Annotated in this window: 21 protein-coding genes and 1 riboswitch; of the genes, 15 read left to right on the plus strand and 6 right to left on the minus strand. The window is 61.0% G+C overall.

Features of this window, described 5'->3' with window-relative positions; translation table 11 throughout:
* Window positions 1–65 precede the first annotated feature (65 nt).
* Window positions 66–235: riboswitch (TPP riboswitch) on the minus strand.
* A gap of 131 nt (window positions 236–366) precedes the next feature.
* Together G3480_RS14745 and G3480_RS14750 are read left to right on the plus strand one after the other, a co-directional pair.
* Entirely contained in the window at window positions 367–2451 is a 2085-nt protein-coding gene (locus tag G3480_RS14745) for an EAL domain-containing protein (RefSeq protein ID WP_164654652.1), read from the plus strand.
* The gene (locus G3480_RS14750; RefSeq protein ID WP_240905827.1) at window positions 2441–3073 is read left to right on the plus strand and encodes a hypothetical protein; all 633 of its coding nucleotides are present in this window, start codon (window positions 2441–2443) and stop codon (window positions 3071–3073) included. Before G3480_RS14745 ends, G3480_RS14750 begins: the two co-directional genes overlap by 11 nt.
* A gap of 252 nt (window positions 3074–3325) precedes the next feature.
* On the opposite strand, the gene G3480_RS14755 is transcribed toward G3480_RS14750, so the two are convergent.
* Window positions 3326–4393, minus strand: coding sequence for a class III poly(R)-hydroxyalkanoic acid synthase subunit PhaC (locus G3480_RS14755; protein WP_164654653.1), 1068 nt, complete (start codon window positions 4391–4393; stop codon window positions 3326–3328).
* 80 nt (window positions 4394–4473) lie between these two features.
* A complete protein-coding gene (gene phaE, locus G3480_RS14760; protein ID WP_164654654.1) occupies window positions 4474–5568 on the minus strand; it encodes a class III poly(R)-hydroxyalkanoic acid synthase subunit PhaE in 1095 nt (364 codons plus the stop codon).
* A 157-nt stretch (window positions 5569–5725) separates the two neighbouring features.
* On the opposite strand from phaE, the gene G3480_RS14765 reads away from it, so the two are divergent.
* The 10 genes from G3480_RS14765 (at window position 5726) to G3480_RS14810 (ending at window position 15279) form a co-directional block, all read left to right on the plus strand.
* Complete coding sequence (locus tag G3480_RS14765) at window positions 5726–6910, plus strand: acetyl-CoA C-acetyltransferase (protein WP_164654655.1); 1185 nt, start codon at window positions 5726–5728, stop codon at window positions 6908–6910.
* A 137-nt stretch (window positions 6911–7047) separates the two neighbouring features.
* Window positions 7048–7524, plus strand: coding sequence for a polyhydroxyalkanoate synthesis repressor PhaR (phaR, locus tag G3480_RS14770; RefSeq protein ID WP_164654656.1), 477 nt, complete (start codon window positions 7048–7050; stop codon window positions 7522–7524).
* A 409-nt stretch (window positions 7525–7933) separates the two neighbouring features.
* Complete coding sequence (locus tag G3480_RS14775; RefSeq protein WP_338114146.1) at window positions 7934–8302, plus strand: phasin family protein; 369 nt, start codon at window positions 7934–7936, stop codon at window positions 8300–8302.
* A gap of 175 nt (window positions 8303–8477) precedes the next feature.
* Window positions 8478–9218 (plus strand): beta-ketoacyl-ACP reductase, encoded by a 741-nt coding sequence (gene phbB / locus G3480_RS14780; protein ID WP_164654657.1) that lies wholly within the window; start codon window positions 8478–8480, stop codon window positions 9216–9218.
* Window positions 9219–10015: 797 nt separating this feature from the next.
* Window positions 10016–10768, plus strand: coding sequence for a Nif3-like dinuclear metal center hexameric protein (locus tag G3480_RS14785; protein ID WP_164654658.1), 753 nt, complete (start codon window positions 10016–10018; stop codon window positions 10766–10768).
* 207 nt (window positions 10769–10975) lie between these two features.
* Window positions 10976–11569, plus strand: coding sequence for a ubiquinol-cytochrome c reductase iron-sulfur subunit (gene petA / locus G3480_RS14790; protein ID WP_164654659.1), 594 nt, complete (start codon window positions 10976–10978; stop codon window positions 11567–11569).
* Complete coding sequence (locus G3480_RS14795; RefSeq protein WP_164654660.1) at window positions 11569–12813, plus strand: cytochrome b; 1245 nt, start codon at window positions 11569–11571, stop codon at window positions 12811–12813. The genes petA and G3480_RS14795 overlap by 1 nt, the downstream gene beginning before the upstream one ends.
* Window positions 12810–13541, plus strand: coding sequence for a cytochrome c1 (locus G3480_RS14800; RefSeq protein WP_164654661.1), 732 nt, complete (start codon window positions 12810–12812; stop codon window positions 13539–13541). The genes G3480_RS14795 and G3480_RS14800 overlap by 4 nt, the downstream gene beginning before the upstream one ends.
* A 611-nt stretch (window positions 13542–14152) precedes the next feature.
* Window positions 14153–14788, plus strand: coding sequence for a glutathione S-transferase N-terminal domain-containing protein (locus tag G3480_RS14805; protein WP_164654662.1), 636 nt, complete (start codon window positions 14153–14155; stop codon window positions 14786–14788).
* The gene (locus G3480_RS14810) at window positions 14788–15279 is read left to right on the plus strand and encodes a ClpXP protease specificity-enhancing factor (protein ID WP_240905828.1); all 492 of its coding nucleotides are present in this window, start codon (window positions 14788–14790) and stop codon (window positions 15277–15279) included. The genes G3480_RS14805 and G3480_RS14810 overlap by 1 nt, the downstream gene beginning before the upstream one ends.
* Before the next feature lie 20 nt (window positions 15280–15299).
* Here G3480_RS14810 and G3480_RS14815 read toward each other — a convergent pair whose 3' ends face one another.
* Entirely contained in the window at window positions 15300–15614 is a 315-nt protein-coding gene (locus tag G3480_RS14815) for a DUF3301 domain-containing protein (protein WP_164654663.1), read from the minus strand.
* A 36-nt stretch (window positions 15615–15650) separates the two neighbouring features.
* On the opposite strand from G3480_RS14815, the gene G3480_RS14820 reads away from it, so the two are divergent.
* On the plus strand, window positions 15651–15959 hold the full coding sequence (locus tag G3480_RS14820; protein ID WP_164654664.1) for a hypothetical protein: 309 nt from the start codon (window positions 15651–15653) through the stop codon (window positions 15957–15959).
* 27 nt (window positions 15960–15986) lie between these two features.
* On the opposite strand, the gene G3480_RS14825 is transcribed toward G3480_RS14820, so the two are convergent.
* Window positions 15987–16433 carry a hypothetical protein gene (locus tag G3480_RS14825; protein WP_240905829.1) on the minus strand — a complete coding sequence of 149 codons (447 nt, stop codon included), beginning with the start codon at window positions 16431–16433 and terminating at the stop codon, window positions 15987–15989.
* 346 nt (window positions 16434–16779) lie between these two features.
* On the opposite strand from G3480_RS14825, the gene G3480_RS14830 reads away from it, so the two are divergent.
* A complete protein-coding gene (locus G3480_RS14830; RefSeq protein WP_164654665.1) occupies window positions 16780–17985 on the plus strand; it encodes a TraB/GumN family protein in 1206 nt (401 codons plus the stop codon).
* Here G3480_RS14830 and G3480_RS14835 read toward each other — a convergent pair.
* Together G3480_RS14835 and G3480_RS14840 are read right to left on the minus strand one after the other, a co-directional pair.
* Window positions 17982–18545: a YqiA/YcfP family alpha/beta fold hydrolase gene (locus tag G3480_RS14835; RefSeq protein ID WP_164654666.1), complete on the minus strand. Its 564-nt coding sequence runs from the start codon at window positions 18543–18545 to the stop codon at window positions 17982–17984. The two genes, G3480_RS14830 and G3480_RS14835, sit on opposite strands and share 4 nt — an antisense overlap.
* Window positions 18546–18564: 19 nt before the next feature.
* A complete protein-coding gene (locus tag G3480_RS14840; protein ID WP_164654667.1) occupies window positions 18565–19515 on the minus strand; it encodes a hypothetical protein in 951 nt (316 codons plus the stop codon).
* Window positions 19516–19697: 182 nt separating this feature from the next.
* Here G3480_RS14840 and G3480_RS14845 point away from each other — a divergent pair.
* A partial coding sequence (locus G3480_RS14845) for a spermidine synthase (RefSeq protein WP_164654668.1) occupies window positions 19698–20329 on the plus strand: 632 nt, incomplete at its 3' end.

The raw sequence follows: 20329 nt of genomic DNA on the forward strand, positions 1-20329 counted from the left end.
CCGTTAGGAAAGCGTTGCGGGGCAGGGCCGCTCGTCCGACGACTGATCGGAAAGGGCGAGCGCGCCTGATACCTTCTCTGCTTTCCTGCGCCGGCATGATCCGGTTCAGGTTCAAAGGGTCTTCTCTCAGCCCGGGACCACGCATCGTTGGCAAAGACCTCGGCTGGACGTCACAGGCCCAAGCACCGAAAATCCAAGCCTAAGCGTGTCGTCACGGACACCCCCAGCAGCATGACTCGTTCGAAGCTAGCGAAAGGGAGCGGCGATTTCAATAGATAAGCGCCTCTAGCCATTTGCCAAGCCTGGTACCTTCCTCACTCGGGTACCCGGGCAACGGCTCTACCAGAGACCAGGGCACACTAGGATATGACACCGACGACCAATGCAGAGCGGATGAATCGCGTCTTCTATCTGGGGGCGGACCAAGCACTGATAGCCGATCTAGCGCATTTGCTCGCGCCCTCGGGTTTGCAAATCGCGCCCTTCGAGGATGCCTATGATCTAGTTCGGGAATTGGCCGACGCGGCGCCTGAGGTTGCCATCGTGGAGACGGCGGCGCTGCCGGAGGAAGACGGGCTCGCAAAGCTCGTTGCCGAGCTTCACCGCGCCCGCGGGCAGACGCATGTCATCTGCATCGCGCGCGAGGATCAGCGTGAGAATGCCATGGAGGCACGGCTTGCAGCGGTGCGCGCCGGCGCGGCCAGTTATCTGGGCGCACCGGTTTCCCCCAGACGGCTGGCGGCGCGCGTGCTGCGCATGTGCGGGGTCATCGAGACGACCCGCTATCGCATCCTGATCCTCGACCAGGACGCTCGACAGGCCAAGAAGATCGCTGCCCTGCTTGCCAGCATCGGCATGGAGACGCTGGTGGTCGACGCGCCGATGAAGCTGCTGGCGCGGATGCAGGCATTCCGCCCGAATCTGGTGCTCATGAGTCTGCACCTCGCCGAGGTGACGGGATCGGAGCTTGCCAAGATCATCCGCGACCACGACGACTTCTACGGTATCCCCATCCTCTTCCTCTCCGAGGAGGATGACCTCAACAAGCAGTTGGCCGCACTCAAGGCCGGTGGCGATGGCTTCATCCACAAGCCGGTGAAGCGCGCGGCGCTGATCGCCGCGGTCGAGTACCGCATGCGCATGTCGCGCTGGCTGCAGGATAGGCGGACCTTGGTCAACCGGCGCGAGACCGCCAGCGGCTTCCTGCCTCGCGACGTCTTCATGCGGCATCTAGAGCAGATCGCCAAGGCTGGAGCGCCGCAGAGCGGAGCAACCGCACTCATTCTGGTGGATTTGGACGAGCACCAGCGCATCTTGACCAAGTTGGGCCTGACCGCGACCGAGAAGCTGCTGCGCGAACTCGAAGGGGTTCTGAGCAAAGTCATGGTCACGGCGGATAGTGCGACCCGAATGGATGATTTCCGCTACGGATTGCTCATGACGCGTGAGGACGCCAGCGCGCTTGAATTGCTGGCGACCTCGCTGTGTCAGCAGATCGCTGACCTCGAGCCCGAGGAGACCGAGCTTGACATTGCGATCAGCGCGAGTCTTGGGGTTGGTTTTCTGGATTCGCCCTCCGAAGACGCCATTACCATGGTCGCACGGGCTGAGAAGGGCGTGGCGGGGGCGCGCGCCGCGAGTGGCAATCAGGTGCATGTCTGGTCGTCGCAGCCCAAGGCGGGTGCCGCGCCCGAGGCCGAGTCCGTGCTCAAACGTTTGGTCAGCGCGGCCCTGGCTCAGGATGGTTTCCTGCTGCTGTTCCAGCCTGTCTTGGCCTTGAATCAGTCCGACGGCGAGCTGTACGAGGCACAGATTCGCATGCAAACCTTGGACGGCGAACAGGTCCCGCCGGCGGATTTTCTCTCCGTCGCCGAGCGCTCCGAGATGATGCCGCGGGTCGATCGCTGGGTCTTGCGCCGGGCCTTTGATGTCATGAGTGCGCAGCGCAAGGCGCATCCCGGATTGAAGCTACTGGTGCACCAGAGTGTGGGTACATTGTCCGCGCCGGAGTGGTTTCCCTGGTTCAGGGACCAGATCCTCAAGCGCAATTTGACGCAGATCTATCCCCTGCTCGAGTTTCAAATGTCCGATGTGCATCAGCACCGCGCCGAGACCAAGGTGCTGATCGAGCGCTTGGCCAAATACGGGATCCAGGTTTGCGTCGGGAACGTCTCCGGCAGCCGCGATGAGGTGTCGCTGCTCGGTCGGATTGGTGTGACCTTGGCGAAGCTCTCGTTCAATGTCGTGCTCAATACCGACCGGGCGCAGCTCACTGAAATCGTGCAATCGCTCCAGGCGCGGGGGATGGCGGTCGTCGCGCCGGGCATTGATGATCAGGAGACCGTCGCACGCGTCTGGACCTGTCGGCCAGACTTCATCCAGGGCAATTATCTGCAGTCACCAAGTCAAGAACTCAGCTTCGATTTCCATCGGATGTCCCATGACAGCTGAGTCACCTTCTGCATTGACCGCCGGGGTTGCCCCTAGATCCGCCGCTTCTGCTCCGGTTGCAGCCAGCCACACGGGCCGCTTGGTGCTGACCCCGGCGGATCCGCATGTCATTCCTCAGGTTGGGCTGCTGATTGAGATGCTCGCTGACAAAGGCTTTGTTGGCGAGTCTTTGGGGACTTCTGAAGAGCAGGCCTATCGCATCGGCCCGGGCTTTCTCAGTCTAATGACATTCGCTGGCTGCGCGGTGCGCATCCAGTCTGATCCAGATCGACAAGGCGGCTTCTGCCATATTCGGGTCCTGCCAGCTCGGGAGCATCCCTCCCTGCTCGTCGGTCGCAACACGCGCGCCCCCCGCTGCGTTGGCTGTCGCGCGCGCTTGGTCGATTGGCGCGAGCACACCGCGCATTGGGCCTCTCATCCGCACGCCGGCGTGACCTGCCCGCAGTGCGGTGAGACCCGGCCTCCCTGGCTCTGGGACTGGAAAGAGCAAGGCGGCTTCGGTCGTCTCTTCATCCTGGTCGAAGAGATCTTTCCGAGCGAGGCCACGCCGGCCCCCGCGCTCTTCGATCTACTGATTCGCGCGAGCGGGACCGGCTGGCGCCATTTCTACGTCCAGGACTAAGGCGATACCCAAATAGACGCGGATCGGTAGTCAGGATGGGCAAAGTCCGCGCGCTGGGCTCGCGCGCAACCTCGGCGCCAAACGGACGTGCCCATCTTGCAAGACGCTGAGCGGGGATGATGGGCACGCCCCGCGACCCTCGGCACGCCGAACGAAGCGCATCGCCAGGGCTTTGCCCATCCGGGATCGGAACTGCGGGTCTGTTGTTTCCCCGCAATCGCCTAAGGTCCCAGCCACCAGCTAATCGCTAGATCAAGACCTCTCGTTCAGCCATTTGCCGATTGCCGGCGTGACTTCCTTCTGGGCCTTGCCACTGACATAGATGCCGATATGGCCGCCGGGGAAGGCCAGCTCGGTATAGTCCTTCGACCCGACGAGCGCCTTCAAGGCCTTCGACGCATCCGGCGGCACCAAGTGATCCTGCAGGGCATAGATATTCAGCACCGGGCAGCTGACGTTCTTGAGGTCGACTTCCTTGCCGCCGAGCTTGACGCCGCCGTTGATGAAGCCGTTGTGCTGATAGAAGTCCTTAGTGAACTGGCGGAAGGTCTCGCCGGCCTGGTCTGGGCTGTCGAAGATCCATTTCTCCATGCGCAGGAAGTTCTTGACCTTGTCCGGGTCATCCAGCAAGTCGACCATGTTGACGTACTTCTGGCCGGTCAGGCTGAAAGGCTTGAGCGACAGGAAGGTCCAGTTGAGCAGCTCGCCGGGGATGTTGCCCATGGTGTCCACGGCCAGGTCGATGTCGACATTCTGCACCCAGGCGGACAGCAGATTGTCCGGGGTCTGGAAGTCGACCGGCGTGACCATGGTGACCAGGTTGTTGACCTTTTCCGGGTGCAAGGAGGCGTACATGAGGCTGAAGGCACCGCCCTGGCAGATGCCCAGGATGTTCACCTTGTCGATCTCGTGCGTTTCGCAGAGGTAGTCGACGCAGCGGTCGATGTAGCCGTTGATGTAGTCGTCCAGGGTCAGGGCGCTATCGGCCTGATCCGGATAGCCCCAATCGATCAAGTAGACGTCCTGACCGGTCGCGAGCAGCCCCTTGATGGTGGAGCGGTTCTCCTGGATATCGGTCATATAGGGCCGATTGACCAGGGCGTAGACGATGAGGAGCGGCGTCTTCTCGGGGGTGATGTCAGCTGGGGTGTCGTAGCGGTAGAGGACCAGTTTGTCCTCGCTGTAGACGGCCTCTTTCGGGCTGACGCCAGTGTCGATGGCATCCGCGTCGAGCAGGTTCTCCATGCCCTGCCCGAGCTTGCGGCTGTAGTCGAACATTTCCTGGGCGAGCTTGTCCGGCCGAATGTCGATGGGAAGCATGATCTCTATCCTCGCAGTAGTCTCTGAGTGGCGCTCATTCGTATTGGCGCTGCACATAATTCTCGGAATCGAAGCGACGCTCAGTCGTCCGAGGCGCTGCTGGTCGTCTTGGCGGCCGTCTTGCGCCGAGTGGTTGTCCGCGTTGCCGGCTTCGCGGCCGACTTGGTCGCGGGGGCCGAGGTCTTGAGTGCAGTCGCTGGGGGCTTGCCGTTCAGGGCTGCGACTTGCTTCTCCAGGGCGTGAAGGGCCTGACGGAGCTGCTTGTTGTCGCGGCGGGTCTCCTGGAGACGGTTCTGCAGGGTGCGCAGCTCGCTGCGGGTGGGCATGTTCATGGCGCCGAGGTTCTCGTCCACCATGATGGCCATGCGCCGCTTCAATGCCATCTGCGCGTTGACGAGGTGCCCGTGGATCTTGGCGTATTCGGGGGTGGCGACCTCGTCGGCATAGACGCTCTCGCAGCAGCTGATCCAGCTATCGTAAAGGGCGCGGGCCGAGTCGATGCTCTTGCCGCTGTCGATCACGCCTTGGATGAAGTCGCCCATGCGCTCGACGGACTTCATGCCGAGCCGGTTGTAGAAGCCGGTGTACTCTTGCAGGGCCGCTTGATAGTCCATGGAGGTGCGCATCAGTTCTTGGTATTGGCTCTGCTCCTCGCGTGTGTAGCCGAGACCCGGCGCGGAAAGGGCGCGGTCGAGCCGGTCCTTGAAGTGCTCATGCGGCATGTTGCGCAGCATGTCGCCGGGCATGGGGGACATGGACGACATCATGCGCTGCCAATTGTCGAGCGGCATCTCCCAGAAGGACATCATGCGCTGCATGGTATTGCCGCCGTCGTCGAGCGAGCCGGTGAACTGCTTCTGCATGTCCTCGAGCGCCTTGGTCCACCAGGCGATGCCGTCGGTGGGGGGCGTCTGGTTGGAGCTGTTGGAGAAGGTTTCCGCCATGCGGAAGAAGTTTTTGCCCTGCTCCATCATCTTCTCCATGAAGCCATTGGAGAAGTCGGGCGCGGCCGGGGACATCGCCTTCCACCAGTGATCCAGGGCGCCCTCCCAGGGTGTCGTCATCTTCCTTTCGCCCTCGACCCCCATGGCCTTGCGGCCCATTTCGGCCCAGTTGTCCCAGTACTTGCGCTGAATCTCGAGCCAGTCTTCGTTGAAAAAGCTATCGTTACTCATGCCTTTGCCCTCCTCGGGATGGTATCTGTCAGAACTTAGCATGCGGATTTGTGCACTGCAACAAAGATGCGTAGAATCCGCGCATCATAAGCCCCCCAACCCAACAAGCCCCCAACCCAAGGGGTGACTCCACCTTGTCAGAGAGGATATCCACACCATGAGCGACAACATTGTCATCGTCGATGCGGGCCGGACCGCGGTCGGAAGCTTCGGCGGCGCACTCTCATCCCTCCAGGCGACCGACATTGGCACGGCCGTGCTCAAGGCGCTGCTCGAGCGCACTGGGATCGCTCCCGACCAGGTTGACGAGGTCATCCTGGGGCAGGTTCTGACGGCGGGCTGTGGGCAGAATCCCGCGCGCCAGACCACCTTGCAGGCGGGGTTGGCGCACTCTGTTCCGGCGATGACCATCAATAAAGTCTGCGGCAGCGGGCTCAAGGCGGTCCATCTGGCCATGCAGGCGGTTGCCTGCGGTGACGCCGACATCGTGATTGCCGGCGGTCAGGAGAGCATGAGCCAGTCTTCGCATGTGCTGCCGCGCTCGCGCGATGGCCAGCGCATGGGCGACTGGAAGATGAAGGACACCATGATCGTCGACGGGCTCTGGGATGCCTTCAATCAGTACCACATGGGCGTTACGGCGGAGAACATCGCCAAGAAGTACGCCTTCACCCGCGAGGCGCAGGATGCCTTCGCTGCGGCGTCGCAGCAGAAGGCGGAGGCGGCGATCGCCTCTGGTCGCTTCAAGGACGAGATCGTCCCGGTGAGCGTCCCGCAGCGCAAGGGTGATCCGCTGGTGTTCGATACCGACGAGTTCCCGCGTCCTGGGACTACGGCCGAGAAGCTCGCCAAGCTGCGCCCCGCCTTCGACAAGGAGGGCACCGTCACCGCCGGCAATGCCTCCGGCATCAATGATGGTGCGGCCATGGTCGTGGTCATGAAGGAGTCCAAGGCCAAGGAACTGGGGCTCACGCCCATGGCGCGCCTGGTCGCCTTCTCGAGCGCTGGTGTGGATCCAGCCATCATGGGCACCGGCCCTATCCCTGCGTCGACGGATTGTTTGAAGAAGGCAGGCTGGACGCCGGCTGATCTCGATCTGATCGAGGCGAACGAGGCCTTTGCGGCCCAGGCCATGTCCGTCAACCAGGATATGGGATGGGACCTGAGCAAGGTGAACGTCAACGGTGGTGCCATCTCCATCGGGCACCCGATCGGCGCCTCAGGTGCCCGCGTGCTGGTCACACTGCTCTACGAGATGCAGAAGCGCGATGCCAAGAAGGGGCTTGCGACCCTCTGCATCGGTGGCGGTCAGGGCGTGGCCTTGGCGGTCGAGCGCCCCTGAGTCTTGTGTCTAGGGGGCTGAGTGCGGCCCCTTCGTATGACAAAGCAACGCCTCGCCGGCTCACGCCGGCGAGGCGTTGTCGCGAGTCGGGTACACTTGCCCGAAGCAAAAGACAAGCCCAAGCAGGTCAGGCGTCTATGAACAGCGAGCGCATCATCAAGAAATACCCCAACCGCCGCCTCTACGATACCGAGGTCAGCCGCTATATCACCCTCGCGGACGTCCGTGAGCTAGTCATGAGTAGCACCGGCTTCAAGGTTGTCGATACTGCCAACGAGGGCGACATCACCCGCTCCATCCTGCTCCAGATCATGCTGGAGGAGGAGACCGGGGGCGAGCCGCTGTTCAGCGCCGCCATGCTGGCGCAGATCATCCGCTTTTACGGTGGCACTCTGCAAGGCATGTTCGCCCGCTATCTCGAATCCTCGCTGGACCTCTTCGCCAAGCAGCAGCAGGAGATGACTAAGGCGCTGAGTGAGACGCCGTTCGAGGCCATGACGCGCATGACCCAAAAGAATGTCGAGATCTGGACCGACCTGCAGGAGGACTTCATGCGCGCGGCCGGGTTCCCCTTGGGTCCTGATCGCAAGAAGGATGACGAGGGTGCGGGCTGAGCCTGGTCTGCGCATGCACCTGTGTGCGCGGCGGTCGCGCGAGTGTTGGGGCTTCAGCGACCGCAGCGCCATCAGGCCTGGGGCCTTCACCCAAGAAAGCGCGATCGGCCTCCCAGCGGTCACCTTGCAGCTTTGTGTTGGTGCGGTCTTCTGATCGCTCGCGGCTCGTCCAGCGGCAGAGTCGCTGGTTGGCGGTGAGAGGGTCTCCAGTCGCTTGATCTGCCTTCGCTCGTGGCGGACGGCTTCGTTCAGAATCAATGCACCGCTCGGAATCAATGCACCGCTCGGAATCAATGCACCGCTCGGAATCAATGCAATGAATTTCAAATTTAGGTGTTGACCAATTTGCTCCGCAGGGATATTGTGCAACGCAACATTGCTGCACTGCACAACAACTTTTGGAGACGACATGATGAACGCGACCGACAGCATGAAGACCATGAACGAGCTGACCAACAAGAGCGTCGAGCGCATGACAAGCCTGGGCGAGCTGAACGTCCGCATCTTCGAGAAGATGGCTGCCCGTCAGATGGACGCTGTGACCCTCTACATGGATCACGCGATGAGAATGATGAAAGTTGCGACCGAGTCCAAGGGCTACAACGAGTTCTTCAAGGGCCAGGTCGACGCGACCAAAGAGTTGAGCGAGCGCATGATTGCCGAGGGCAAGTCCACCATGCAGATCGCCAGCGAGGCGCGTGACGACTACCGTGGCTGGGTCGAGACGAACATGAGTGAGATCAGCGCCGACCTGCGCAAGAGCGCCAGCGCGGCTTAATTGCGCGACCGGCTGATGGCGGTCCAGGGAGGGGCTGCCTTCTTTGTGGTCCTACTTCTTTGGTGGTCCTAAGTGTGACGGGCACCACAATAGCTCGTGGCGAGGCTTCACCCAGCCTGCCTTGAGATGTAAGTTCTAAAGTCAAAACAGCAAAAACGAGAGTTTGGAGGAGCCCATGGCACGTATTGCACTCGTCACCGGCGGTATTGGCGGCATTGGTACCGCGATCTGTACGCGTCTCGCGAAGGACGGCTGCAGCGTTGTGGCGAATCATCACCCTTCTGAGTCCGATGCTGCGGAAGAGTGGAAGAAGGCACGCGCGTCTGAAGGCTTCGATATCGCTACGATCGCCGCCGATGTGTCTTCGTTCGAAGACGCGACTCGCATGATCACGGAGATCAGCGAGCAATATGGCCCGGTCGACGTGCTTGTGAATTGCGCTGGCATCACGCGCGACAAGACATTCAAGAAGATGGAGGCTGCCCAGTGGCAGGCCGTCATCAACGTGAACCTGAATAGCGTCTTCAACGTGACGCGTCCGGTGTGGGAAGGCATGCTTGAGCGTGGCTTTGGCCGCATCATCAATATCTCTTCCGTGAACGGTCAGCGTGGTCAGTTCGGCCAGGCAAACTATTCTGCGGCAAAGGCGGGCATGCACGGCTTCACCATGGCCCTCGCGCAAGAAGGCGCATCCAAGGGTGTGACCGTCAATACGATCTCGCCCGGCTATGTCGAGACCGCCATGACTTTGGCTATGGACGACGCGGTGCGCAACAGCATCATCGGCGGCATTCCCATGCGCCGCATGGCACAGCCCGATGAGATTGCGGCGGCGATCGCCTTCCTGGCCAGTGATCAAGCGGCTTATGTGACCGGTGCGAACCTCCCGGTCAACGGCGGTCTCTTCATGCACTAATCGAGTTGGTTTCGTCGGGAGTCGCCTGGGCTGCTCTCGAGAAACCCAGAAAATTTTTACCGAGTCCTCCTCGTCTCTCTCATCATGAGACGTTTATAGCCCGGCTCCCCGCCGGGCTTTTTTTTGGCCCGCTTGCGGTGCACGAGTGTTGTGCCGAAAAGCGATTTGGGTCGCCAGCTCGATGGTCTTCCGCGGGGCGCTGATCCTCTCCGTTTCTCGTCGTGGCTCGAGGGTATCAGCCCTCATTACTGAGTCGCCCCTGCTGTCATCGTCGTTTGGCCCTTCGGCGGGACGCTTGGGACAGCCTGCAATGTGCCGGCGTAGCTGCCAGGGCGAGCGGGTGCGTTGGACCTGTCGAGGAGACTTGGATTAACCTAAGAAAGCGTCCATCAACAACTTTCCCCCCTTTCACAAAGGGGGGCTAGGGGGGATTTCGGGCGGCATCGCTCGCATCGGGAAACAATTGATGGACACGCTCTAAGGGTGCTCCTAGGTCCGGCCGTTGGAACCGCAAAGACGCAAAGTGTGCTAATAAAAACAAAGACGTGCTCCCTGTGATCGCTTCACCTGGAGGGTGAGCCTCTGCGCTAGAACAAGGCATTGAGGTCCTTCCTTGCGGTTCAGCTGAATCTTTGTTGGGATTGTGCAATATTAGGACTGCCTAACATTAGGGTTGTCTAACGCTGGGGTTGTCCAATTGGGGCTTGGTGGGCGCGGTGCGGTGCCCGAAGGTTGTCGGCTTGCGGCGACAGTGGACCCTCCGTGCGCTTTGGTTTCCACTCCATAAGGGCTGACACATGATTGAGCCGCGCGCATTGGTCGCCTACTGCGACCGCTTTCTCGATGCCTCTAGCTTCAGTGACTATGCGCCGAACGGTTTGCAGGTCGAGGGCGAGCGGCCAATTCGCCGACTCGTCTCGGGGGTCACCGCGAGCGCTGCCCTAATCGAATCAGCGATTGTGGAGGAGGCCGACGCCATCCTGGTTCATCACGGTTGGTTCTGGAAGGGCGAGAGCCCCTGTCTCGTCGGCATGAAAGGGCAGCGCGCAAGGATGATTCTCAGGGCGGGGATGAGTTTGATCGCCTACCATTTGCCGCTCGATGCCCATCCCGAGGTCGGTAACAATGCACTGCTCGCACGGCGGCTCGGATTCATTGGAGCGGAACCATCTGCGCTCGGTCATGGTCTCTTGTGGGTCGCTCGCCTTCAGGAGCCAGTCGCTCCCGATGACTTTGCGGCTCTTGTTGCGAAGGCTTTGGGGCGTGCGCCCTTGCTGGTCGGTTGCATGCCGAGACGTATTGGGCGCGTCGCCTGGTGTACGGGGGGTGGGCAAGGCCACATCGAGCAAGCCGCGGAGCTTGGTGTGGACGCCTTTCTCAGTGGGGAGATCTCCGAGCAGACGACGCATCAGGCGCGCGAACTCGGCTTATGCTTTGTCGCCGCAGGTCATCACGCGACAGAACGCTATGGCGTTCAGGCGCTTGGCGAGCATTTGAGCGAGAACTTCGGGTTGCGTCACCGCTTCGTCGACATCGAAAATCCGGCTTGAGAATTGCTGCCTGCTAGGGAGTAGGCTTGCTTTTTCTGGGCTTTTTCCTTGACCTATCGCGCTGGTATCGAACAGAATGCGCGGTCGATTTTGCAGTTAATTGTCATCTTCTAAATTTTTCCACCTGAACGTTTCATCCAAGCTGCGTGGAGTGCTTGCCTGGCTCGCTTTTGGGCGGTGCTTGCAGCAGCCGGGGGATTTTGGCCTATGAGCGCGCAAGGCGTGAACAAAATGAGGCGACGAGTGCTCGTTGCCGCGACTAGCGTGGTTGGTGCCGTTGGCGCCGGTTACGCCCTGGTCCCGTTCGTCGCATCCATGAACCCGAGTGCTCGTGCTCGGGCGGCGGGTGCGCCGGTCGAAGCCGATGTCAGTAAGCTGGAGCCGGGCGCCCTTCTGCGCGTTAAGTGGCGTGGCAAGCCGGTATGGGTCGTGAGCCGCACGCCGGCGATGCTCGAGGCGCTGCCGAGCAACGATCCAAGACTTGTCGATCCCAACTCGGAGGTGCCGCAACAGCCCGAGTACTGCCAAAATCCGACTCGCTCGATCAAGCCGGATTATTGGGTCGCCATCGGTATTTGCACCCATCTCGGATGCTCACCGACCTATCGGCCGGAGTTTGCTCCAGACGATTTGGGTCCGCAGTGGAAGGGCGGGTTCTTCTGCCCGTGCCACGGCTCCAAGTTCGATCTCGCGGGGCGGGTGTTCAAAGGTGTTCCGGCGCCCACCAACTTGGTGATCCCGAAGCACACCTACCTTAACGACACCACCATCTTGGTCGGTGAAGATCGAGGAGCGGCCTGATGAGCGCTGAAAAGACCGAAAACCTCAACTGGATCGACAAGCGGTTTCCGCTAACGGAGACTTGGCGTGCCCATCTCTCCGAATACTACGCGCCGAAGAATCTGAACTTCTGGTCTTTCTTCGGTTCGCTGGCGATCCTCACCCTCGTGATTCAAATCGTGACAGGCATCTGGCTCGCCATGAGCTATAAGCCTGATGCCGGCCTGGCCTTCGCCTCGGTCGAGTACATCATGCGCGATGTCGACTGGGGTTGGGTCATTCGCTACATGCACTCGACGGGTGCGTCGGCCTTCTTCATCGTCATCTACATGCACATGTTCCGCGGTCTACTCTGGGGCTCTTACCGTAAGCCGCGCGAGCTACTCTGGATCATCGGCGTGGTCATCTACCTCGTGATGATGGCAACGGCCTTCTTCGGCTACCTGCTGCCCTGGGGTCAGATGTCCTATTGGGGCGCGCAGGTCATCGTCAACCTCTTTGCCGCCGTTCCCGGGATTGGTGAGGATCTCTCGGTCTGGGTCCGTGGTGACTACGTCATCTCAGATGCGACCTTGAACCGCTTCTTCGCCTTCCACTTCCTGCTCCCCTTCCTGCTCGTGGGATTGGTGTTCTTGCACATCGTCGCATTGCACCACGTCGGCTCCAACAACCCCGACGGGATCGAGATCAAGCAAGGCCCCAAGGGTAACAAGTGGAGCGACAAGGCTCCGGCCGATGGCATCCCCTTCCATCCCTATTACACCGTCAAGGATCTGATGGGCGTCGTGGTTTTCCTGGCGCTGTTCAGCATCGTCATGTTCTTCATGCCGACCTTCGGGGGGCTCTTCCTCGAGGCGCCAAACTTCCAACCGGCGAACCCCATGCAGACGCCGGCGCACATCGCGCCCGTCTGGTACTTCACGCCCTTCTACGCCATGCTGCGTGCGGTGCCGCCCATGTGGGATTCTCAGTTCCCTGGCGTGGTCGTTATGTTTGCGGCCATCCTGATCCTGTTCGTGCTGCCGTGGCTCGATCGGAGTCCGGTCAAGTCGATGCGCTACAAGGGGCCGATCTTCAAATGGGCGACGGCGATCTTTGCTGTGTCCTTTGTCGTCCTGGCCTGGCTGGGCATGCAGCCGGTGTCTGACCTCTACACCTTGCTCGCGCAGATCTTCACGACGCTGTACTTCGCCTACTTCCTACTGATGCCGATCTACAGCGCTTTGGACAAGACCAAGCCCGTTCCTGAGAGGGTGACCTCATGAGAAAGCTGATCATTGCCACCCTTCTGCTCTTGGCGCCGGTCGCCCTGCTGGCATCCGAGACCGCGCATCTGGAGCACGCTGATGTCGATCTGCATGATCAAGCGTCCCTGCAGCGTGGTGCCAAGTACTTCGCCAACTACTGCATGGGCTGCCACAGCCTGCAGTACATGCGCTACAACCGCATGGCGGAGGATTTGGGAATCGACGAAGTGACGCTGCGTGAAAACCTGCTCTTCGGCGATGCGAAGCCAGGCGATTTGATGACCAACGCCATGCGCCCCGAGGATGGTCTCAAGTGGTTCGGTGTGGTCCCTCCGGACCTGACACTGGTGACGCGTTGGCGCACACCGGATTGGGTCTACACCTATCTCAAGAGCTTCTACTTGGACGACACGCGTCCCTACGGCGTCAACAATGTGCTTTTCCCGCTGGTAGGCATGCCGCACGTCCTGGGCGATCTCCAAGGCAAGCAAGAGGCTGAGATGGGTCCGCCGCACGAGGAAGGTGGCGAGCCGGTCATCGAAGGCGTCAGGCTGGTCGAAGAGGGCTCCTTGTCTCCCAAGGAGTATGACGCCATGGTGCGCGATATCACGGCGTTCCTGACCTATGCCGGTGAGCCCTTCCAGCTCGAGCGCCAGCGTCTCGGCACTTATGTGCTGCTCTTCTTGGGTGTGCTCTTCATCCTTGCTTATCTGCTCAAGAAAGAGTTCTGGAAAGACATCCACTGATCGGGACGGCGACCGCTCCACCCTCTGGGGCGGTCGTCAGTGTTTCCTGAGTTTGACCCGCGCCCGCGGGTCAATGCCCGATTCTGGAGCATCAAAGCAGTCAGCTCGATTGGGGAGTGCGGCTTCTTCGCCTGGCTTGCCTTCGTGCCGGCGTCTGGTGCTTTTCGTTGGCGCGTGTGGCCAAACGCCAGGCTAGGAGCCTGTCCGACTTGGGGGGATCGAAGCGAGGAAGTGGGAGAGCGAGGCCATTTCGTTCCGGTTTTGAGGCGCATAGTGGTTCTATGTAACGAAAAAGCGGGGCGAAAGGGACCGTTCTCCCGATTCCGCAGCCGATTCATCCTAAGTCGGACAGGCTCCTAGTCGTGCTTTGCCGGCTCTATCAGTCGAATGTCCCGTACAAGTCGCAACCACCGGGTATACTTGCCGGGTGGATGTTTGGCGCGTCCTCGCTCCATCTTGACTTTCCGCAATGGCTCACCTGCTGCCCCGTAGCCGTGATTGCTGGCGGTAAGCGAGCTGGGTGATGATGGAATGTCGGCTCGGAAGAGTCGATGACGGTAATTTTCAAGAGCCCTGCCGGGCTCCGCCCAGGTGCTGGAGAGGGGGAAGAAATGGCAGAGGCCGCTAGCAGACGAGCAGTGATGACCCTATTTTCCGACCCTACTTGCCCTTATTGCCACCGTGTGCGCATGGTGCTCGCAGAGAAGGGGATCTCGGTTGACGTCGTCGATGTGGACGCCCATGCGCTCCCGGACGAGGTCATGGACTTCAACCCCTATGGCACGGTGCCGACATTCGTCGACCGCGAGCTGAGGCTCTATGAGTCACGGATCATCATGGAATACCTTGATGAGCGTTTTCCTCATCCTCCGCTCCTGCCGGTCGATCCGGTCTCGCGTGCCAATGCCCGCCTCTATATGTATCGGATCGATCGCGACTGGTACAGGCTTATGGGGCGCATCCTCAAGGGCGAGGGCGACGACGTCGAGCAGGCGCGCAAGGAGCTGCGTGAGAGTCTGGTCGTGACCGCGCCTGTTTTCGGTGTGCACCCCTTCTTCATGAGTGAGGAGTTCTCTCTCGTCGACTGCTGTGTCGCCCCCTTGCTCTGGCGGTTGCCGGTGCTTGGGGTTGAGCTTCCCCCGCAGGCGGACGCGATCCGTGTCTACATGAAGCGTATCTTTACCTGGGACGCCTTCCGGCAGAGCCTGACCGAGGCCGAGAAGGAGATGATCGTGGACGTCGGCTGATGGACCATAACGCTGACAACATGACTTCCAGCAAGCCCTATCTCATCCGGGCGATCTACGAGTGGATCCTCGACAATGGTCTGACGCCACATCTTGTGGTCGATGCGGAGTATCCGGGCGCTCAGGTGCCGGTGGAGTTCATCGACGATGGGCGCATCGTGCTCAATATCGCGCCCAGTGCGGTGAAAGGGCTGGTTATCGGTAACGACTGGATCCAGTTCAATGCGCGCTTCAGCGGCGTTGCGCGTGAGGTCATGGTCCCGAGCGAGGCTGCACTAGGGGTCTTTACCCGCGAGAACGGGCAGGGCATGGTCTTTCCTGAGCCTAGCTATCCGGACTCCGAGTCTGTGAGCGAGGACGCAGCCTCACGTCCCAAGCTGCGGCCATTGACGAGTGGGCCAGAGGCCTCCTCCGGGGAGGGACCCAGCCCAGCCGCTCCGCGCGGCAAGGGGAAGGGCAAAGGCGGCCCGACACTCAAGGTCGTCAAGTAGTCGCTGAGGCGCGCGAGTGATCAGGCGTCGCCGACGTCTGTGGGCAGTCCGAAGCTCAGTTCCTCGACACTCAAGCCGCGCATGACGACATAGCCGCTTTGTCGGCCGACTCCCTCTTCGCTGAACTCGAAACGGTAGGCACGGCGGATGCGCACACCCTCGGACCGCCAGGCGAGACCGAGCCGACGCAGTGCAACGGCTTGATCGAGAAATTGAAGCTGCCTTTGCTTGCAGGCAGCCACGCAGACGCCGATTGCGATTTCTCGCGCACGTAAGCTGTCCAGCCAGAACCAGCCAAGGAGCAGCAAGAGGAGGATGGCGAGCAGATTGTCCATGGGGTTACTTCTGGGGTTGATGCTTGGTGGTCGCCGATGAGCCTCTGTGCGCTGCGATGGGGCTTCGCTTTGGCTGGGCTGCTCGGCGCTCTCTTGAGTGGCTGCGACCGCCCGAAAACGCCAGTTTCGCCCCAATCTGATGTGGCCGTCGGCCAACCGATTAGGGTGATCGCCGGCGATTCGCTATCGCTCGAGATCAGACGTATCAAGGATCTGCTGCTGGCGGATCAGGTGGTTGAGGCGCAACATGCCCTGCTGAGCCTCAAAGGCAGTCGGGCGACGCTGCCGGCTGAACGCCAAGTCGAGATCGACCGACTCGAAGCGCTCTTTGCTGCAGTGCGCTGAGGCATCGGCGCACTCGACTGCATGGTCCTAATCGAACTTGGGCAGGCCGGATTCAAGCCACCACTTCTTTTCTTCTTCGTCGTAGCGCCAGATTTGGCGATCGGTCAACGTCTTTACGACCTGTTTGTCCTCATGCAGATACTCGATCTTGACGAGCTGCATGGCCGTATTGCTGTCCTTTTTGGCAATGGGCGACTGCACCACGTCATATCCTGTCAAACGGATACCTTCCAGGTTGGCGGGTAGCTCGCGGTTTTTCCGTTTCTCAGGATCCACGAAGCCGAAAGCGTTCTCGAAATAGCCCCAGCGCAGCGCGCTTTGATAGCCATTGGTCGCGTTCTGTAGAGTCACTGCCATCTTGTCCTTCTTGATGGAGCCGCAGCCGGAAAGCATGCCAGTTACAAGGAGGGCGAGGACTATGACGACAGGCATCGTTCGATACCCATGAGCGGAGCGACTGGCTGACGGATTCATGATCTTGTCCTTGTGTCCTTGAGGGCTTAGGTGGCTGCGGCCGAATGATAAGGCGATTTCTGTCAAAGCTCATACCCGCTGAGCTGTCTCGAGCCCCGCCTTGCGTGTCGCCGCGGCGGTCACCGAGCTCGGCGATGCCCCAGCCGGTGCTCCTTGAAGGCAAACCTCGATCCGGTGCCATCTGTTCTGAGATTTTCCGACAATTGCCTGAGTGCTCGAAAATGACTTGGCTTGGAGGCCGTTTCTCGCGCTCTTTGCTGATTGCGCCCTCCGCCGGGATTCAATCAGAGTCCAGCTAGGGTATCATGCCGCTCTTTTGCCAACTCTGGTCGACGACGAGAGCCCAATGGTCGAGCCACTAGAGCCACAACGCGAGCTGCTGCTGGACGGCGGTGTCGAAGTGACCCTCCTCGGGACCGCGCATGTCTCGCGCGCCAGCGCTGAGCAGGTCCGCAAGCTGATTGAGACGGGCGAGTACGACGCCGTCGCGGTCGAGCTATGCCGTAGCCGCTTCAATGCCTTGATGGATCCCAAGTCCCTCTCGCAGATGGACCTCTTTTCCGTCATTCGGCAAAACCGCGTCTACATGGTGGTCGCGAATCTCGCCTTGTCGGCCTACCAACAGCGCCTTGCCGACCAGTTCGGCATCGAGCCGGGCGCCGAGCAGCGGACCGCGCTGCGCCTCGCCAAGGAGCGCGATCTGCCGATCATGCTGATCGATCGCGAGATCGGTATCACCCTGAAGCGCATCTCCGGCAACCTGGGATGGTGGAAGCGTTACAGTCTCTTTGCTGGGCTGCTGACCGCCATGGTGACCTCGGACGAGGTGACGGAGGATGAGATCGAGCGGCTCAAGGAGGGCGACGTGCTCGAGACGACCTTCGCGGAGTTTGCCGCCGATCGCGGTGATCTCTATGCCCCCTTGATCGCGGAGCGCGACCGCTATATGGCTGCCAAGCTGGCCCGCGAGGCCACGCGCATCGGCGCCAAGCGCGTTCTCGTGGTGGTCGGGGTCGGGCACCTCAGAGGCATTGCCGAGCACCTGTCGCGTGTCCAAAGCGAGCCGGCGGCGGTGCTGCGGGAGCTGGAGGAGATTCCGCCGCCGAGCAAGTGGCCGAGTCTCCTGGCGTGGGGACTCATGCTCCTGATCCTGGCGGGCTTCGGCTATGGCTTTGCGATGGGGCCGGAGATCGGATTGGATCTTCTGCTGTCCTGGGTCGTGATCACCGGAGGTCTCTCGGCTGTGGGCACCCTGCTGGCCGCCGGCCATCCGCTGACCATTGTCTCGGCCTTTCTTGCGGCCCCGCTCACCACCTTGAATCCAACCATCGGGGCTGGAATGGTCACGGGCGCCGTCGAACTCTACCTGCGCAAGCCCAGTGTCGGGGATTTCAGTCGGTTGAGGGCGGATGTCGCGACATGGCGCGGCTGGTGGCGCAACCGCGTGTCCCGCGTCCTCGTGGTCTTCCTGCTGAGCAGTCTTGGCGCGGGTATCGGTACCTATGTTGCCGGTTTCAAGATCGTGGATACGCTGTTCCAAGTCTCTGGCTAGCCCAGAGGCGCACGCGAGGGGCCAGGGCTGAGGTCCGCGCGCTCGAGCAGATGGGTGCGGATGACTTCGATGGCCGCGTCCATGTGCTGAAAGGCATGGTCGCCACCCTGCCAAATGAAAAGCCGGCCGCAGTCGGAGTAGATGCGCTCGGCGATGCGATAGTCGATCACTTCGTCTCCGGTGTTGAGGAAGAGCGTCGTTGCTATGCCGTCGCACGGCTGGTCGATCCCATAGGCTCGCGTCTTTTGAATCGTCGCCTCGTCTAGACCGACGTTGGTCAGCGTCCAGGGGGTCAGCGCAGGGTTGATCATGAAGAGGTGCGAGAGCGCGAAATGTCGCGCGATGTACTGACCATAGAATCCTCCCATCGAGCTTCCAACCACTGCGGGATTGGTGTCGCCGAGTCCAGCGAAGTAGTCCATGAGGCATTCCACCGCAGCGTCCGGCTGATGCGCGGGGTAGTCGACGGCGCGTACCTCCAAGGGGGCGAGGCGAGTGCGCAGGAGTGCTCCCTTGAGCGAGCGGCTTGAGCTATAGAGGCCGTGGAGGTAGATGAGCATGGCGGCAGCTGTCGCGGCACTAGGCCGACGAGCCCCCCTGTGGTGGGCGTTGGGTTTGGGCGCGCTTGGCGTCGATGTAGGTTCGCTTGAACTGTTGGCAGCGGTCGATGAACTCCCGCATGCTCTTAGGCATGGGGACGCGGGCGCGCACCAGGTGGCTCACCAGATCCGTGCCTTCGCGCAGCAGGCGCGTCCCTTCCACCGCTTCGCGGACGTCGGTCGCGTCGTGGAGACTGGGTAGGGCAGGGTCGTAGTTGCTGACCCGCTCGCTGGCGACCACATAAGCGGGCCAGACATCGAAGACCGCCGGATCTGTCCTCAAGATTTCACACTTGCGCTTTGCCGCTTCGACTAACTCGTCGAGGCGGGGTGCGATGTTGCGTATCTGTCGGCTCTCGGCAAAGGTGTCTTTTATGGCCGAGGCGATGCGGTCGATGTCCTGCATGGTCATGGCGATCTTCAGGTAGCGACTCGCATAGAAGGCCTCAATCGGCATCGAAAATGCCTTGAAGGGCTCGCCCCAGAGTTCGTCGATCCCTTCATCGCCGCCGCGATGCCGCACCATCTTGCCCAGCTCGAGCGCCTCAATGAGGCAGTGGCCGCACTCGCGCATCAGGCTGTGGTCCGGGCCGATCTCCACCCCGGCGGTCTGCAGGTCCACCAAACTGTGGAAGATGTCTGCAGCACGATTGAAGAGCGCGCCCGCCAGCATGGCCCCATTGACCCGCTTGCGTTCGGTATCGGTCTCGGCTTCATAGGCCTCGCGCGCCTCCTTCAGGCGTGTGCCTGGGATGTTGATGCCATGCTCGACGTGGTTGAAGAGGCGTCGCGTTAGCGCCTGGATGAGCTGCCGACGCACGTCGAAGCTGTCCTGCGGGGGATCGTAATACTTGATCCAGTACCCATCGTAGTAGATACGTGTTTGGCCTTCGAAGTCGCGCTTCGTGCCGTTGACTGGAGACTGATACATGCTGAGCATCAATGTCCGTAGCTGTGGATGGGACTTGATCTGAAGACCAGGATGCGTCCGTCGAGGTCCAGGATCGGCCATCGCTCGTTCCTGGAACTCATCTCTTGAGATCGATCACCGGCTAGGCTTGGGGGCATACTAGAATCAGGGGCCGTGATCAAAACTCAGCTAGGTGATTGAGCATGCTTACGAAGGACCAGTTTACCGCGATTGTCATGGCGCTCGTCGTCTGGGGATTCGCCGGGGCCTTGTTTGGTGCCTTGTTTGCCGGACTATACCAGGTGCTTGTGGTGCTGGGTCTGACTGGATGGCAGCCTCTGGTGATTGCCGCGGCGGCGGCGGCCATGACGACCTCGGCATTTTATAGCGCGATGCCGGTTGCCCTGGTAGGTGCCATGGCAGGCGTGCTGGCCTCCATTGGTTATTTGATTGCGACGGGTCAACAAGTTCAGCTCATGGCGATTGTCGGCATTGCCGCCATTGTGGGGGTGATTGCCGGCGGCTTCCATTCCTGGATCGCCAAGAGCGGGAGCCGCCCCTTGGCGGAGACCTTGACCGGACTCCTGGCTGGCTTGCTCGCCGGCGCGGTGCTCGCGCTTGTGCTCGATGTTCTCGGCCAGCGCGTTGGGATGTTCGTGCTCGCGGCGGGTGTTGTGGCCTTGGTCGGGACCTTTTTTCAGGTGTCGGAGCGCTGGCTGGTTGGCCGCAGTCTGAGGTGGTTGCCGGATGCCTTGTCCGCGCCTGTCGTCGCCGGCCTTATCGCCGCCGTGGTTGCAGCGAGCATTTGGATCCTTGGGGGGACAACCTCCGCGAT

It is taken from the genome of Thiorhodococcus mannitoliphagus, assembly GCF_010915725.1.
GTDB classification, from domain to species: Bacteria; Pseudomonadota; Gammaproteobacteria; order Chromatiales; family Chromatiaceae; genus Thiorhodococcus; species Thiorhodococcus mannitoliphagus.

Coding starts and splice junctions, on each gene's coding strand:
- G3480_RS14775 (WP_338114146.1), top strand. CDS start 7,934: ATGATGAACGCGACCGACAGCATGAAGACCATGAACGAGCTGACCAAC.
- G3480_RS14800 (WP_164654661.1), top strand. CDS start 12,810: ATGAGAAAGCTGATCATTGCCACCCTTCTGCTCTTGGCGCCGGTCGCC.
- phaE (WP_164654654.1), bottom strand. CDS start 5,568: ATGAGTAACGATAGCTTTTTCAACGAAGACTGGCTCGAGATTCAGCGC.
- G3480_RS14785 (WP_164654658.1), top strand. CDS start 10,016: ATGATTGAGCCGCGCGCATTGGTCGCCTACTGCGACCGCTTTCTCGAT.
- G3480_RS14825 (WP_240905829.1), bottom strand. CDS start 16,433: ATGAATCCGTCAGCCAGTCGCTCCGCTCATGGGTATCGAACGATGCCT.
- G3480_RS14820 (WP_164654664.1), top strand. CDS start 15,651: ATGAGCCTCTGTGCGCTGCGATGGGGCTTCGCTTTGGCTGGGCTGCTC.
- G3480_RS14840 (WP_164654667.1), bottom strand. CDS start 19,515: ATGTATCAGTCTCCAGTCAACGGCACGAAGCGCGACTTCGAAGGCCAA.
- G3480_RS14835 (WP_164654666.1), bottom strand. CDS start 18,545: ATGCTCATCTACCTCCACGGCCTCTATAGCTCAAGCCGCTCGCTCAAG.
- phaR (WP_164654656.1), top strand. CDS start 7,048: ATGAACAGCGAGCGCATCATCAAGAAATACCCCAACCGCCGCCTCTAC.
- G3480_RS14810 (WP_240905828.1), top strand. CDS start 14,788: ATGGACCATAACGCTGACAACATGACTTCCAGCAAGCCCTATCTCATC.
- G3480_RS14830 (WP_164654665.1), top strand. CDS start 16,780: ATGGTCGAGCCACTAGAGCCACAACGCGAGCTGCTGCTGGACGGCGGT.
- G3480_RS14745 (WP_164654652.1), top strand. CDS start 367: ATGACACCGACGACCAATGCAGAGCGGATGAATCGCGTCTTCTATCTG.
- petA (WP_164654659.1), top strand. CDS start 10,976: ATGAGCGCGCAAGGCGTGAACAAAATGAGGCGACGAGTGCTCGTTGCC.
- G3480_RS14805 (WP_164654662.1), top strand. CDS start 14,153: ATGGCAGAGGCCGCTAGCAGACGAGCAGTGATGACCCTATTTTCCGAC.
- phbB (WP_164654657.1), top strand. CDS start 8,478: ATGGCACGTATTGCACTCGTCACCGGCGGTATTGGCGGCATTGGTACC.
- G3480_RS14765 (WP_164654655.1), top strand. CDS start 5,726: ATGAGCGACAACATTGTCATCGTCGATGCGGGCCGGACCGCGGTCGGA.
- G3480_RS14750 (WP_240905827.1), top strand. CDS start 2,441: ATGACAGCTGAGTCACCTTCTGCATTGACCGCCGGGGTTGCCCCTAGA.
- G3480_RS14795 (WP_164654660.1), top strand. CDS start 11,569: ATGAGCGCTGAAAAGACCGAAAACCTCAACTGGATCGACAAGCGGTTT.
- G3480_RS14815 (WP_164654663.1), bottom strand. CDS start 15,614: ATGGACAATCTGCTCGCCATCCTCCTCTTGCTGCTCCTTGGCTGGTTC.
- G3480_RS14755 (WP_164654653.1), bottom strand. CDS start 4,393: ATGCTTCCCATCGACATTCGGCCGGACAAGCTCGCCCAGGAAATGTTC.